The sequence below is a fragment of the Dorea sp. Marseille-P4042 genome (assembly GCF_900290215.1).
Lineage (GTDB): Bacteria > Bacillota > Clostridia > Lachnospirales > Lachnospiraceae > Dorea > Dorea formicigenerans.
Genome location: NZ_OLMI01000003.1, coordinates 562,931 through 577,101 on the forward strand (window position 1 = coordinate 562,931; position 14,171 = coordinate 577,101).

General features: G+C 42.6%; 14 protein-coding genes. All 14 read right to left on the reverse strand.

Annotated elements, in window-relative coordinates; translation table 11 throughout:
* Positions 1 to 4: 4 nt before the first annotated feature.
* The 14 genes from C7E02_RS16245 to C7E02_RS16310 all read right to left on the reverse strand — a co-directional run bounded on the left by C7E02_RS16245 (position 5) and on the right by C7E02_RS16310 (position 14,161).
* Positions 5 to 373 carry a hypothetical protein gene (locus tag C7E02_RS16245; protein WP_055062784.1) on the reverse strand — a complete coding sequence of 123 codons (369 nt, stop codon included), beginning with the start codon at positions 371 to 373 and terminating at the stop codon, positions 5 to 7.
* Positions 370 to 588, reverse strand: coding sequence for a DpnD/PcfM family protein (locus C7E02_RS16250; protein ID WP_004611546.1), 219 nt, complete (start codon positions 586 to 588; stop codon positions 370 to 372). Before C7E02_RS16250 ends, C7E02_RS16245 begins: the two co-directional genes overlap by 4 nt.
* 27 nt (positions 589 to 615) lie before the next feature.
* Positions 616 to 1,512, reverse strand: a complete 897-nt coding sequence (locus C7E02_RS16255; RefSeq protein ID WP_105310168.1) for a hypothetical protein — start codon at positions 1,510 to 1,512, stop codon at positions 616 to 618.
* A gap of 50 nt (positions 1,513 to 1,562) precedes the next feature.
* Positions 1,563 to 3,500, reverse strand: a complete 1,938-nt coding sequence (locus C7E02_RS16260; protein WP_105310355.1) for a C40 family peptidase — start codon at positions 3,498 to 3,500, stop codon at positions 1,563 to 1,565.
* 123 nt (positions 3,501 to 3,623) lie between these two features.
* On the reverse strand, positions 3,624 to 6,005 hold the full coding sequence (locus tag C7E02_RS16265; RefSeq protein WP_005340534.1) for a VirB4-like conjugal transfer ATPase, CD1110 family: 2,382 nt from the start codon (positions 6,003 to 6,005) through the stop codon (positions 3,624 to 3,626).
* A 92-nt stretch (positions 6,006 to 6,097) separates the two neighbouring features.
* Positions 6,098 to 6,610: a PrgI family protein gene (locus tag C7E02_RS16270; protein WP_105310169.1), complete on the reverse strand. Its 513-nt coding sequence runs from the start codon at positions 6,608 to 6,610 to the stop codon at positions 6,098 to 6,100.
* 12 nt (positions 6,611 to 6,622) lie between these two features.
* Complete coding sequence (locus C7E02_RS16275) at positions 6,623 to 7,033, reverse strand: DUF4313 domain-containing protein (protein ID WP_105310170.1); 411 nt, start codon at positions 7,031 to 7,033, stop codon at positions 6,623 to 6,625.
* A 12-nt stretch (positions 7,034 to 7,045) separates the two neighbouring features.
* Positions 7,046 to 7,888, reverse strand: coding sequence for a hypothetical protein (locus C7E02_RS16280; protein WP_105310171.1), 843 nt, complete (start codon positions 7,886 to 7,888; stop codon positions 7,046 to 7,048).
* Positions 7,889 to 7,940: 52 nt separating this feature from the next.
* Complete coding sequence (locus C7E02_RS16285; protein WP_105310172.1) at positions 7,941 to 8,315, reverse strand: electron transporter RnfA; 375 nt, start codon at positions 8,313 to 8,315, stop codon at positions 7,941 to 7,943.
* Positions 8,316 to 8,572: 257 nt separating this feature from the next.
* On the reverse strand, positions 8,573 to 8,989 hold the full coding sequence (locus C7E02_RS16290; RefSeq protein ID WP_055068871.1) for a YjdF family protein: 417 nt from the start codon (positions 8,987 to 8,989) through the stop codon (positions 8,573 to 8,575).
* 253 nt (positions 8,990 to 9,242) lie between these two features.
* Entirely contained in the window at positions 9,243 to 11,438 is a 2,196-nt protein-coding gene (locus tag C7E02_RS16295; RefSeq protein ID WP_105310173.1) for a VirD4-like conjugal transfer protein, CD1115 family, read from the reverse strand.
* A gap of 6 nt (positions 11,439 to 11,444) precedes the next feature.
* Positions 11,445 to 12,563: a PcfB family protein gene (locus C7E02_RS16300; RefSeq protein ID WP_105310174.1), complete on the reverse strand. Its 1,119-nt coding sequence runs from the start codon at positions 12,561 to 12,563 to the stop codon at positions 11,445 to 11,447.
* Positions 12,563 to 12,967: a hypothetical protein gene (locus tag C7E02_RS16305; RefSeq protein WP_006858865.1), complete on the reverse strand. Its 405-nt coding sequence runs from the start codon at positions 12,965 to 12,967 to the stop codon at positions 12,563 to 12,565. Before C7E02_RS16305 ends, C7E02_RS16300 begins: the two co-directional genes overlap by 1 nt.
* Positions 12,968 to 12,976: 9 nt before the next feature.
* The gene (locus C7E02_RS16310) at positions 12,977 to 14,161 is read right to left on the reverse strand and encodes a hypothetical protein (protein ID WP_105310175.1); all 1,185 of its coding nucleotides are present in this window, start codon (positions 14,159 to 14,161) and stop codon (positions 12,977 to 12,979) included.
* Positions 14,162 to 14,171: the final 10 nt, after the last annotated feature.

Here is a 14,171-nt window from a genome sequence, read left to right on the forward strand (position 1 = left end):
TCCTCTACTTAAACATCTCTGCAAACAATCCCTTAAAGAGCTTTAACTCATCCTTATCCAGCTCGATTGCAAATTCATTGTCGATTGCCTGTTTTTCGCATTTATCCTTTTTCTTTGCAATCTTACGCACCACACGAAGAAGCACATAGCACTCCTTGGACTTTGCAATGCTCTGTTTAAAGGTCAGCTCATCCTCATCGACTGACTTCTGTGTCTGATAGATAATCTCTTTTAACTTATCATTGATACCATCTACTTCCTCAAGGGAAATAATAACGGATGCCTTAGAAGCACCCGATCTGTCCCACTCCTTATGAAGTTCCTTTACTAAAAACTCCATGTTCTTAATTACTGTTGTTGAATCACTTTTCATCTTGCTTTTCCTCCGTTTTCTTTTAATGAAGAAGGGAGCTGACCTTCGCTGATAGGCGCAAAATCAACTCCCTTCATGTCCTCTGCTCCAAGGACTATCTGCTCTGCATAATACATATCCATTGCCTTATTGATGGCATCGTCAAGCGACTCTGCCTTTACTTTCTGTACTCGTGAAAGCACTTCTTTTATCTCAACATCAAATTCCTGTTCCATATGATATCGCCTCCTGTAAAAATCTCATCACCGGCTCTTTTCTTCCTTTACCTGTCTTTCCTTAAAGCCCTCATCGTACTTTCCATCTTCCAGCCTGTCGTAAAAACAGTCCTCTTCAATCGTTCCGAAATCCTCATACATCTGGTGAAGGAAATCATTCTGCAGCTTCTTTGGTACATCATCATCCTTTGACATATCCTGATAAAAATAGAACTTCTGCTTTAGCTTTGCCCTGTAATCATAGATATCCTCTATCTTTTCCGGTGTGCCATACTCCCTCTTGTATGCCTTGAAATTCGTAGTTGAGAGTGTGGAACCTAGATAAATGCCATGCTCCCACGATACCCCGATTGTGGTATTGTCCTTTGTAGGCTTCTCATCCTTGGGATAACGCTTATACTCTGTCGCACCAAGGGCGATTGTAAGAGAACCTGACTTCATATCCATCACCACAAGATTTCTTGGTGATAATGCTTCAAGCACCATGTAATCATGGTCATTAAAGTTATGAAATGTCTGTCCCCTTTCAAATGAACGGTTCTCCATTTCATAATGCAGGTTAAAATCATCCACCCAGCCCTTATCGGTCATTCCAATCTCCTTAAGCTTTGCAACACATTCATAAGAACTGACTTCTTTATCAAACCGAAATTCTTTGGAATCATTATAAAATCCCTGAAGAAAATGTCCCAGCTGAATATCATCCAGACAGAATCTCGCAGATACAGTTACATTTGCTGCCCTGTAATACTCTGTGAAGTTATCTGCTTCACCAAGTGTCCTTCCAAGCTGCAACAAATTTTCTGCAAGCTCTGACATATCATCAATTGCTATAAAACTCTTATAATCATCCAGAGTCATCAGCATATTTGTCTCTGTTCCCCTGTCGTTTTCTGTTACCAGTATCATATCTTTTAAATCCATTCTTACCTCCAGTCTCAGAGAGGGACTATTCTCTCTCTGCAAATTTCCTGTTATGGTCTTCCTATCACAACAATCTTTCCTGTGCTTGCCACATCCCTGTAGACCACACCAAGACTTTCATTAAGTGCCTCTACCACTTTGCCATTTCCGACATATACTGCCACATGGCTGATGTTCTTATATCTTCCGTTGCTTGTAAAACTGTAGAAGATAAGGTCTCCCGGCTGTAACTCATCAAAGGAGACTGTCTTTCCGGCTTCATCCAGTCCCTGTGCCTCCGCTGCCGCTGTGGTTGCACCGCCGTAACTAATATCCACGCCTGCATCCTTCCACGAATAATAGGCTAAGGAGCTGCAGTCATAATAGTTACCGCTGTCTCTTAAATCCTGACTATAAGGGAAGCCAACTCTGTGTAGTGCATAGGAGCAGACTGTTTTCTGCCTGCTGTCTGTATTTTCGTTTAGGATGGCATTGATTTCATCCTCAGTCATGGAGCTTACCCCCGGACTTCCGCCTCCACCGCCACTTCCGCTTCCGGCATATCCAAGCTGTCCCATAAACTCCGGACTCATGATCTGCTCAAGCATTTCCACCTGATCAGAATTAAATCCATAGACCGAAATCATATCCCTGTACGATTTTAGTGTGACATTCACATACAGAACCGACTTTGTGACAGTAGTTACATTGCCGTCTGCATCCGCTTCTTCCACATCCTTTGTTCCGGTGCTTGTGGTGTATGAACACATATCATTTACAACTGCCTGCAGCCAGCCTTTTGAAGTATCATTCATGACTGTTGCTGTATCTCCGACACCATGCTTGACCATATAGACTGCCATGATGTCATAGTAATTGCTTGGGTTTTCTTCCATACCTTCATAATCCACATATACAAGCTCTCCAAGGTCATATCCGGTATGCTCATTCACTTTCGTATTCACATCCCGGTTAAACTCCTGCACATAAGCACTCGTTACTGTCTGCACGGTATCTCCTGATTCAAGTGGTGGCAGAAATAAAGCAAATGGAGAATTGTAAAGGATTGCTATCGCCGCAATAACCGGAACAACAATCGTGGCAACTACAAGAACAAGTAACAACAGCACCAGTCCGACAATCGGTGCCGCTGCCTTTACCCAGGTAATCGCTTTTCGCACAATCAGATCCTTTACCAGCTTTGCCACGCTGTCTGTCTGATTCTCCTGTGCTTTCATCTTATCCAGAAAGAATTTTATCTTCCTGCTCCGGTTGGTCATCTTTTCATCCTTGACCTCTATGGACACACCTGCAGCATATCCGGCTGCCATGCCGATTGCAGTGCCAACTCCCGGTGCAACCGCTGTTCCTGCCGCTGTAGCAGCTGCCTTTGTTGCAGTTTTTGTTACAACCTTGGCAGTAGTCTTGGCTGTTTCTTTTGCCGTCTCTTTAGCTACCGCCTTGGCTGTATCTTTGGCAGCTTTCTTTGCTGTCTTTTTTGCCAGCTTCTTTCCTGCCTCTACCTTCTTGATACGCTTCTTTGCCTCGGCTGCCGCCTTTTTCCTGAAAAGTGCTGCGCCCTTAGAAGCAGTTCCGGTAACAGGGCGGCTTGCTTCATATGCAAGATATGCTGCCTGCGATACCTCATGCCCGCCTTCCACCTGCTCTGTTACTGCCCCGGCTGCAAGTGCTCCAGTTCTTCCTGCAATGTGAAGATTGGTATTCTTGGTCTTGATTGAAGTTCCTGATTCTCTGATGTTACGCTTAAACTTAGAAAGACCTTTATCCTTAGCCTCCGACTGATGAATGGTACTCTTTCTATAAGTACTCTTTCCATCAGTACTTTTCTGAAGCATCAATTTTGCAGATGCTTTTTTATCCATTTCATTGGCTTTAGCATCATGCACTTTCGGTCCTCTCTCTACTGTATAGATATTGCTGCCTTTAATCTTGGCACCCTTTGGCTCGTGGGCATGAATCTTGGCTTTCTCCTTGGTGTGAATGACCATTGGTTTGTCATCCACTTTCTTTATCTTCAATGTTCTCACCTTCTTTCACTCAAAATGCAAAACAGCCACCCAGCTTCCAGGATGGCTATGCTTTGAGGTCGCAAATTGCGACCTCTATCAGCATTATTCGACATTGTTCTGCATTTCACGCTTCTTCTGTTCTGCAATCTTCTCATGAATATTGGTGTTATACAGTCTGTAAAGGTCTGTATCCTTACTAATCTGATTATCAAACGGAATCACCACAGAGCCACACTTGATAAGTCCCATTCCCGATGCGGTATTGGTTACGAATCTAAGCTGTGCCTCTGATACTCCGATAACCTCTGCCATCTTGGAACTGTCCGTGTTTGCCTGCTTTAAAAGTGCCACAAACTCAGAGTTTGCAAGCATTGTTGTTGCTGTATAGTTCTGCAACAGATCTACTACATTCTGCGTGATACCTGTACAAAGACCTCCCTGCTTTCTTACTTTCTTCCAGAGCTGCTGCAGATATTTTGCAGAATACTCGGAATTTAGTAAGACGTGAAACTCATCAATATAGAGCCATGTTGCCTTGCCTCTCTTGCCATTCTCAACAATCCTGTTCTGAATGGACTCCATCATTACAAGCATTGTGATAGGACTAAGCTCTGTACCTAAGTCCCTGATGCCATAGACTGTAAATCTGTTATCCACATCCACATTTGTCTGGTGGTTGAAGATGTTAAGCGAACCATTTACAAAAAGTTCCAAAGACAATGCAATGTCTTTTGCCTCGTCCTCCGGCTGTGCCATGAGAATATCGTAAAAATCACTCATTACCGGGATATACTTCTCTTTGCTCCTTGCAATGTCGATATACAGTTTTCTCACACAGCGGTCAATGATTGACTTCTGTCTTGAATTTAAGCTGTCACCGATGCACTGCTCACAAAGACCAAGCATGAACTCGCCCTTTTCTCTTACCATTCCCTTGGAATCATTCGGATCAAGGCTCCATACATCCATCTCCAGCGGATTCACATAGTTATCCGTGTAGGTGGACATATTTACCACTGTTCCGCCATAAGTCTCAGCAATATCAAAGTATTCGTTCATTGGATCTATGACGATTATTTCATCATCTCCCGACAAGAATACGCTGCCCATCTCCATCTTGCAGAAAAAGGATTTACCGGAACCCGGCACTCCGAATACGAAGCCATTTCCGTTAATGAGCTTCTTTCTGTTGCCGATATTCACATTCTTACTGATCTGGTTAATACCATAATAGTTTCCGGTGCTGTCATTAAGCTCCTGCACATTGAATGGCATAAGCACTGCAAGTGACTGGGTAAGTAGGGTACGCATTGTCTCCACCTGTCTTACTCCAATCGGAAGTGCTGTGTTGAGTGCTTCCCTCTGCTTTAAGTAGTGTGTATCAATCGTGCAGCTGTTACGTTTTCCGATAGTCTCCACAGTCTCACATACACTCTCAAGCTCCTTCTTGCTTTCTGCCATAAGAATAATAGTTACTCCCACGAAGAAAAGGCACTGGTCATTCTCACGGACATCATCCATGATTTCCTCAATCTCCTTTTTCTCCGTTCTCTTGGCATATGAGATTTCCGTAGAAAAATCGTTATTCTTATTACGGACTCTCTGCTGCTTAATGATATCCGACTCAATGCCAAGGTATTTCTTCTGAAGCACCTTTGTGGTCAAATCCTTGGGAACAGGCACCACATCAATGCTCGTGATGGAATGAACCGGAAGTGAAGTAATCTCATTGATGAATCTGTCTGATAAACTGCTCGGATACTTTTTGATGAAAAGTGCCTTGCAGAATTTACTCTCATCCTCAAAATGGTCTGGGAAATATTTCACCATCCCATTGCACAGATCATTTCTAAAATCTGCCCCGACCTTCTTTGCCTTTTTGATATCAAAATCAAAGCTGCCCTCATCTCCAAGATGATAATAGTCATAGAGCACTTTCAGTCTCTCATTTCCATTAAGCGGTACAATCTCCGCACCAAGCTCAATGAAAGCCTTGTGTATCGTTGCCTCAAGGGTTGCAAACTGTGCCTTTGCCTCCTCAAAGTTCTTTCTCTCTATCGTGATCGTCAGGTATCTCTCCTGCTCAATCCCCTGTCTGCCCTCAATAATCTTCTCCTCAATGATGTCATTGTAGATACTTCTATAATTATTGAAGCCATCATTTTTCTCAGCAATCAGAACCTTGTCACGGAGTTCATCCATGTTTTTGTTCTTATTGTTGATCGTAATCTTATAATTACAGTCCAGCGAATTTAAGAACTTACAGTATCTCTCGAAAATACCAATCTGCTCATCCTCGGTTGCTGTCGTGTAATTGATGTCCTGAAAGCGGTAGCATTTGGAATACTTATTTTTGCTTACTTCAAAAATGCCGTTTTCAGCCACCGCCATAATCTCTATGGTTTCCTGAATGGATTTAGGTGTCTTATACAAAGGCTCACTCGCCTTCTTTAATAACTTAAATCCGTCTGTAAATAAACCCATGTCTCTAACCTCGCTTTCTTATAATGAAAGCCCGCCGGGAACTTCACCCTGCGGGCTGTGTTCCCGACCTTGCGGTCAGATACTATTCGTTTCTAATGCATTGCCTTATATGCTGCAATGCCTGCTGCTGCCGCCACAACGACTGCGACAAGTCCAAGCAGCATGTTTCTCGTCTTTTTCTTCATTGCTTCAAACTCCTCCTGCTTCTTTACAGCCGAATCAGCTGTTACAGTCTCCGGTTCAGCCTTTCTGCCTTTCTTCTTTACCTGTTCATTCTGTTCTGCTTCTAACTGTTTTATTGCAGGCTCTCCCTCTGTTGATACATAGGTAAGCGCCCTGTTGCCAAACATAAAATGCAGTTTCTTTCCCATATACTCGTAGAAATTCATCCCGTTAAAGGAATAGAATCCGCCAAGAGCAATCGGTGCCACACAGGGAATTGCCACATAAGCAGAACCCGTAAGACCGATATACTTGTAAAGAAGAAGGACAATACCGCCACCGACCACTACGCTTGCAATGGAAAATATAAGCTGCCTTGCAGTAAGTCCCATCGCAACCGATTCTTGATAGCGGTCAATGTCCTTGTTTACTTCGATTACCATTGCCCCTGCCTCCTATCTTGATAAATCCTTTGTCTCCGGCTTTCTTGTCATTCCAATATTCGCCTCATACTTATCCATTCCATCCGGACACAGTTCCCTAAGCTTATCTACATTGAACAGATAAAGTGGATATTCGCAAAAACCGCTCCTTTGCGTGAATCCTGTAAACTCTCCAATGTCATTGTCTGTAATAAACTTTTCAATATCCGGCATGTCATTCACATTCAGATATCCGCAGTAATTAGGTGCTGCAACCGGCAAATTCACAGTCACATCCCCAAAAGGCTCCTCATGTCCATCCTCGTTACACATAAGACCAATAAACATTGCCCTGTTATTCATATACTGCTGGATATCAAATGTCACCTGCGTTTCTCCGGTTATACTTGAATTATAAGTAACCTGTTTCATTTCATTATCCATTTCTGCCTCCTTCTATAATCCGAATGCCTTGCTTGTAAGTGTCTGTGCACCCTTCACGCTTCCAACAGTCATTGCTATCGTAAATGTCATTTCACACAGATATATAAGTGTCTGTGCCCAGTCAGCATAACTTCCTGTAAATGCCGGAAGCCCTGCATTGATAAATGCATTACATATCACAATCGCAAGTGCCATCGTTACTGCCTCAAATACACATGAAAGAAAATATTTGCAGTAGGTAGCCATTGTATGACTGACCATTCTGTTTCCTGCCATCGTGGAGCAGGCAATCGCACCAAGCGGCACAATAATCAGTATCTTTAAGAACCTGAAATACACTGTGTAAATGATAAAGAATCCACAGATAATAATGATGATTGCAAGCAAAGCTGTAAGTATCAGCATTACCAGACTTTCACCAAATCCGAGTCCCTTAATGATATCTGCCTGTGTACTGTCGATGGCAAGCTGCGTCGTTGTCCCGGCAGATATAAGTCCCACCAGATTTCCTATGGAAGTAAAAAATGCTTTCATGATCGTGACATTATTTGCAACAAACCATTCTGCAAGTCCCAGTCGGATAAGCATACGCAGGATTGATTCAAACCTCATCTCATCTTTAACATCTATACTTTCCGAGCAGAAACCGATAACAAAGAACAGCACAACGAGGGATGCGCCGACCGCTACAAAGACCGGCTCAATACCCTCAATAACTGCCCAGGGACCTCCGCCCTTGAAACTGACCGGTGACTGTCCAAGCATTGCAAAGACCAGGGATATCTGATTGTTCCAAAACCCAAACACCGCCTCAAGAAGTGCAAGGATCTTGTCTCCAAGCTTAAAAATATCCATACTTGTTATTCACCTCTTTCCTTTTACTAAAAGGGGAACTTTTTCCCCCATCTTAGAAGCCTAAGAATGTCAGTACTGTTGAAATACCAGCCATCATGACACCTGCTACAATTCCTTTCAGTGCAGAGTTCATGGTAGATGAATCCTGCTGCTGGTAGGCTTGTGCGAACTCCATAACATTCTTTGCAAGAATGATGACACCAACCGCACCAATGACTGCAATGATAAGTGTCTTTAAGTTCTCAAGCGGCTGTGTTACTGCGGAAGTATCTCCTGCCGCAAAACAGGTTGTGCTCATAAGCATTACTCCCATAAGTGCTCCGGATAATGCCGGAACGAATCTCTTTTTAAAGTGAATGAATCTGTTCTTCATGCCTTTCTCCTCCATCTGATTGTTGTTTGTCGTAATAATCGCTTCTTTTCTCATGTCGTTTATCTCCTTTTCGATAAAAAAATAAGCCAGCAGGGATAATCCCTAACTGGCTGTTAAAAGTTACTCTATATGATCAGGCAATGCCTGTTGTAATGATTAAATCGGGCTTTCCCCGATATGGTGTGCTTCAACCACCTCCTTTCAAGGCGCAAAAAGCACCTTAACCTGATTGGCTAAAGTGCTTATATTGGTTTGATATAAAATTGTTGTGAGTCAGACACACTGAACTCTGAGCAAAAGCCCAAGGGACTTTAATGCCCCTTATGCTTTTCTCTTTTCTTTTGCTGTTTCAACTCAAACATTCGCTGTTCTTCCGCCTCTTTTTTCTTGCGGCTTCTCTCTTTACGCACCTGTTTGTTCTGTTCCTGCTGTAATTTCAATGCCTGCTGTGATTTTGTGCCGATGCCTGTTTCCATCGTCTGCTTTTTCGCTTCTCGCTGCATCCGTTTCGGATTTCTTTTTATATCCTTTACAACAGTTTCAACAGCCGGACTGAATTTCAAACTGAAATAGTATTTTTGAATATATTCCTGCACTTCGTAATCTTTTGGTTCTGCACCAAATGTTACCTTCGCCACAGATAGTTTGCCATCTTCAATACGTTCAAATACACCTACCCAAAATGGTTCTTCAAAATATACCGTCAGTTTTCCACTTGCTTTGTCCATAAGAATCCCTCCTAAAATGAATTGAACAAAGAATGGACAACCCGGAGGGGCAGGTTACTTACCCTATTTGCATAGGACGGCTGGGCTACCTACCAGCTCTAGTACATTTTCAATGTACATTGCGTTTTTATCTTTGTATTTATAATCAAGCCATATGGCACGATTAACTTATTCGGTCAATTCCGATTTGCAAAAAGCATTCTTTTTTACATAGGCACAGTATACCATAATCCCTGTGCCTATGCGATAACATTTACTGCTTCTTCCGATATGAACTCATCCTCTCCACAGTAACCTCCGGATAGAAGTAAGTAAGAATCGTTGCTTTCGGAACTCCTGCAGCCAATGCTTTTTTCACCTCTTCCTTCTGCTCCGGCGTATATGACCAGTGCAGCATTCTGTTTGTGATAGTATCTTCCCACTTAGGCTTTTCCCTCTCAGGATTCCTTACAGGCTTAGCAACAGTACTTCCATTAGATGCATTGGCACTGTCAGCAGCATCAGACTTCTGTGATTCATCAACATACTCAAGCTCATTTGCCTGTTCTCTGTCTATCTTTGCTTTCTGCTCTGCTTCATCCTGCATGGAGAATCTTCTGCTTAATTCCGCATCACCAAGCATCATAAACTGCTCATAGGTAAGAGTGTCTATATACACATTCTCGCCCTTATCCTTCAGTTTTTCATAATACTTAACTGCCTTGTCTGAAAGAATCTCAAATGGTGGACCGATGAGATTATCTGCTCCCCTTATCTGATGAACATAAGGCTCTCCCTTGCCATCTGCTGTCTGGTTAAACATCGGATGATTGAATGGTATGAACTTATTATCCATGATAGGATCAAATCCACGGATAAAGATAATGCACTTTTTGTTATCCAGCTTTCTGACCTCATCGGGTGTAAACAGTTCTCTTCCTAATACATCATAATTCCTTGATGAGCTTCCCTGTCTGCCCTTTGTCTCTCCGCTTGACTTCTTATCAATCGTACCTTTTCCAAGCAGCTCCGACACATACTTGTGCGTACTCTGCTCATTGCCACCAAGATAGATGAAAGTATCACAGTTGCCGGGAATTGTCTCCCAGGTATCTTTGAAAAGTGCCTTTAACTGGGCAAAGTTCTGAATGATGATAATACTTGAAATCTCACGGCTTCGCATTGTCGATAACAGCGAACAGAAGTCATCTGGCAATGCGACATTCGCAAATTCATCTAACATAAATGTCACATGGATTGGCAGTCTGCCTCCGCAGTTAAAGTCTGCCTGATAGTACAATTCCTGAAATATCTGCGTATATAACATACCGATAATAAAGTTATAGGATTTATCACTATCCGGGATTACACAAAACAGTGCTGTCTTTGTCTCACCATCCCCATTTACTCCAATACCGATATCGGACAGATTAAGCTCATCTTTTGAGAGTAGTCGTAATACCTGCTTATTCTCAAGAAATGCAAGTCTTGAGTTAGCACTGATTATGATGGAACGGACTGTATCTCCTGCACCTCTCATACATTTGTTGTACTGCTTTACTGCCGGATGATTGGCTCCAAGCGGAGAACTTTCCTCTAAAAACTTCATACGCACATCCAGCTTTGATGCCTTTCCCTGCTCTGTAACCTCTGCCTCTCCAAGAAGCTTCAGTACTGTCTCGAAGTTTCTCTTTGCCGGCTGTACCTCCAGCCACACATAATAAAAGATAGCCTGCAAGAACAATCCTTCCGCTTTTTCCCAGAACGGATCACTTGGTGTCGCTCCCTTTGGTGTCGTATTGCTGATAAGGTTTGTAATCAGCTTGACCACATCTGTTTCCTCTCTGATATAGGAAAATGGATTGTAACAGTCTGATTTATCCATCTCTAATAGATTTATGACTTTCACATTGTATCCGTTATTCTTTAGCATCTGCCCACAGCTTCTTAATATCTCACCCTTTGGATCGGTACAGATAAAGGAACAGTTATGTGGCATCTGCATAAGATTCGGCTTTACTTCATAAAATGTTTTTCCTGCTCCGGAACCACCACAGATCAAGATATTTCCATTGAGCTTGAGTCTCCTGAAATCCAGCGACATCTTCACATTCTGGCTGAGTATCCGATTGAAGTTTTCATCCTTATCTGCAAGTATCTTATTGACCTGCTTCGGATTTTCAAATCTTGCCGTACCAAATTCTTTGCCGGGCATATAGTTTCTCTGACTGGTGTAATACATGACAATAGCCATCGCATAGATACCTAATGCAATGGCTACTGCTTTTACTGTATTGGAATTGTAATAGTTGGCAAAGGGAACAGCACATACTTCATTGAATCTATCCATAAACTCATTAAATGCTATTCCCTCTATCCACGCTCCATTTATCAGATAACCAAGATACCCGGCTAACACTGCACCCACAAGAATGAATATCAGTGAAGGCTTTTTCTGTGTTGTCTGCATAGGCTGCTACCTCGCTTTCTTTGTGGTAACAGTTTTCTTCTGTGTTGTCTTTTTCTGCTGCTTCTGCACTTTCTCGTAACGCTCCCTGACAGATGACTCCACCTTATCATAGTGAGTATAAAGTTCGGTTCCTTTCTGGGTTGTCACCACACGATTCTGCTCATCGTAAAGCTTATAATCCTTGGTGGAATCTAAGAAGGTAAGCATTGTCTTTCCACCATGAATCTCCATGATGTTTTCCTTACGGAGCCATACATATTTTGCCTCTTCTCCCCATGTGCCGGGAACTCTGGTCTTAACAGCATGGTCATTCTCTTCGATAATCAGCTTCTTGCTGATAGTCACATCTGATAAGTTCGCATTCTTTGATGCCGCAACCGCCCTCATTCTCTCAGCAAGGTCCTGATAACCTCTGACACGATTGATAAATGCATCCTTGTCCATCATAACTGTATGGGTGCCATCCTCATTCTTGCTGCCAAGCACACCGATTGTCTCAAGCTGTCTGATAACACTTTCAGCCTGCTCTCCATTGATGCTGAAATTCTCCTTGACCTGATCCACACTGATAGCTTTCTTTTCCATTGCAAACATTCCGACTTTCTCAATCAGTCCGTCAATGGCGGAATTAATCTTATCCCCTTCTATCGTGTGGCTTTTCTCGTTTCCCTGCTGTTTCTTCAAAAAATCCATCAGCTTGCCAAGGGACTTTTCATCTCCATTCTTCAGATAATCGTCAAATGTGGCAATCTTACCAAACTTGAGCTTCTGTATCATCATATTTACACGGGGAACTGCCTCAGTATGGAAGATAACCTCACTCAATCCGTCTTTCCTGTTACAATCCGGAAGTACCGAATACAGGATTCCATACTTCTTTGCCATCTTTTCGACCTTTTTCATATCTTCGGTATTAAACTGCAATACCTGTAAATCGCCACCCTTTAAGAGCAGCTTTCTCATAGATGTCTTACCAAGAGACTTCTCATAATCAAGCATCCCTTTTAAGAAATCTATTGCCTTCTGCATGGCAGCAATGCCGCCGCTTCCTACCTTCATGGCAATCTCAATGCCATCATAAGCTACACGGATGATCTGCACCGCTTCCTGAATCTCTTCTGCCATTATCGCACCTCCACTTTCTCTCTGACTGTTGTTTTAAGTGTTTCTGTCTCTGTAGTACGGATTTCCTCGGCAGATACATCAATACCATAAGCAGTCAAAATATCTGCCAGATGATTGATTGCTTTCTCCTCCTCGATACGGTACATTTCAAGTGCCACAAGCAGGTTTTCCACCTGTTCCACCCATGCAGGCTTCATATCATATTTAGACCTGTATGTGACCATAATCTCGTCCGACTCAGCCTTATCCGCTGAATGTGCCAAAGCTTCAATTAGAGAAATCGTATCTTCCTTGCTGCCGCTTCTGAATGCGAACTGGACTACAAAGTTTTTCTCTTCCTCCGTAAACTGATGCTCCACACCATTCATCTCTGTTACTGCTTCATTTACTACTGCTAAATTCATAAGTTCCTCCTAATCTGCCATGCTGTTTTCAAGCACAGCAATCTCAATGATCTCCTTCATCTTTTCCGCTGAAATGTTGTTGTTTATAAGCTCTACAAGCTGTGACTCAGTAAGTCCCTTTTCTATTGCACTCTTAATCTGCACAAGCTGCGCCGGAACAAGGTCTCCCGATGCAACCAGCTTTACAATGTCAGCTCTTGATTTTTTCTTAAATGACAGTCTTGCAAAAAGGCTCGCCACTCCGCTGTTGCTGCTCTTTCTCACACTTCTCTCAATCGGAAGTCTCTGCACCACATTTCCAGTACCATCAACTACCGGAATCTGATAATAGACCGGAATCCCATTTGCCACAGCCTGCATATTCTGCGGAACTGCAACTGTATCTACCATCTTTTTATCTGCCTGTGATATGGACTGGCTTTCCTGCGGCTCTGCCTTACTTTCTGCCTCTTTCTTATTCTCTGTGGCAACACTTATGATCTTATCTTCCAATGACTCTATTCTGTCTCCCATACGCTTCATCTCCTTATCCTTTTTCTCAATATCATCCCTGAGTCTTGCAATCGTACTGCTTGCCTTATTCAGTTCATTCTGCTGACTGTTGATAAGAGCATCCTTATCCTGGTTCTCCTTGACCAGACGCTCCCTGACTTCCTCATCATCTTTGGAAGTCTCTATTTCAGAAAGCTTCTTATTCAGGGCATCATACCTTTCATTCTGGTGATTGATCTTTTCAACCACTTCATCCATCTGAGAAATGAGTGCTTTCACATACTCAGACTCTTCTGGAATCTGTTCCTTGACTTTATTCAGCTGTTCCAGAACTTCCTCATATAATCGGCGCATGGTAATAGGTTTTTCCCCTTTGTCCATGACCTCCTTAATTGTCTGAACAGGTACACCCTTTTCATAAAATTCGAGAGACACCTGCATCTGATGAACCGAATACTTGGTATTCTTGATAATATCAATCACATCTTTTGGAACATCCTTATGCAGACACTCCGATAAAATCTTCATCTGTTCAATGTCGTATGACTTATTGAGATAAAGGCTGATCTCCTCCTCTGTCAGTCCATATTCATAATCACTTTTTACAAGAGCAATCGTATCTTCACTAAAATGCTTATTTCGGAGAAGCTGCAATTTTTTCTCGATTGCTATCGCACTAAGCGGTTCTCTGTTTTCTTCCATATATGCCTCC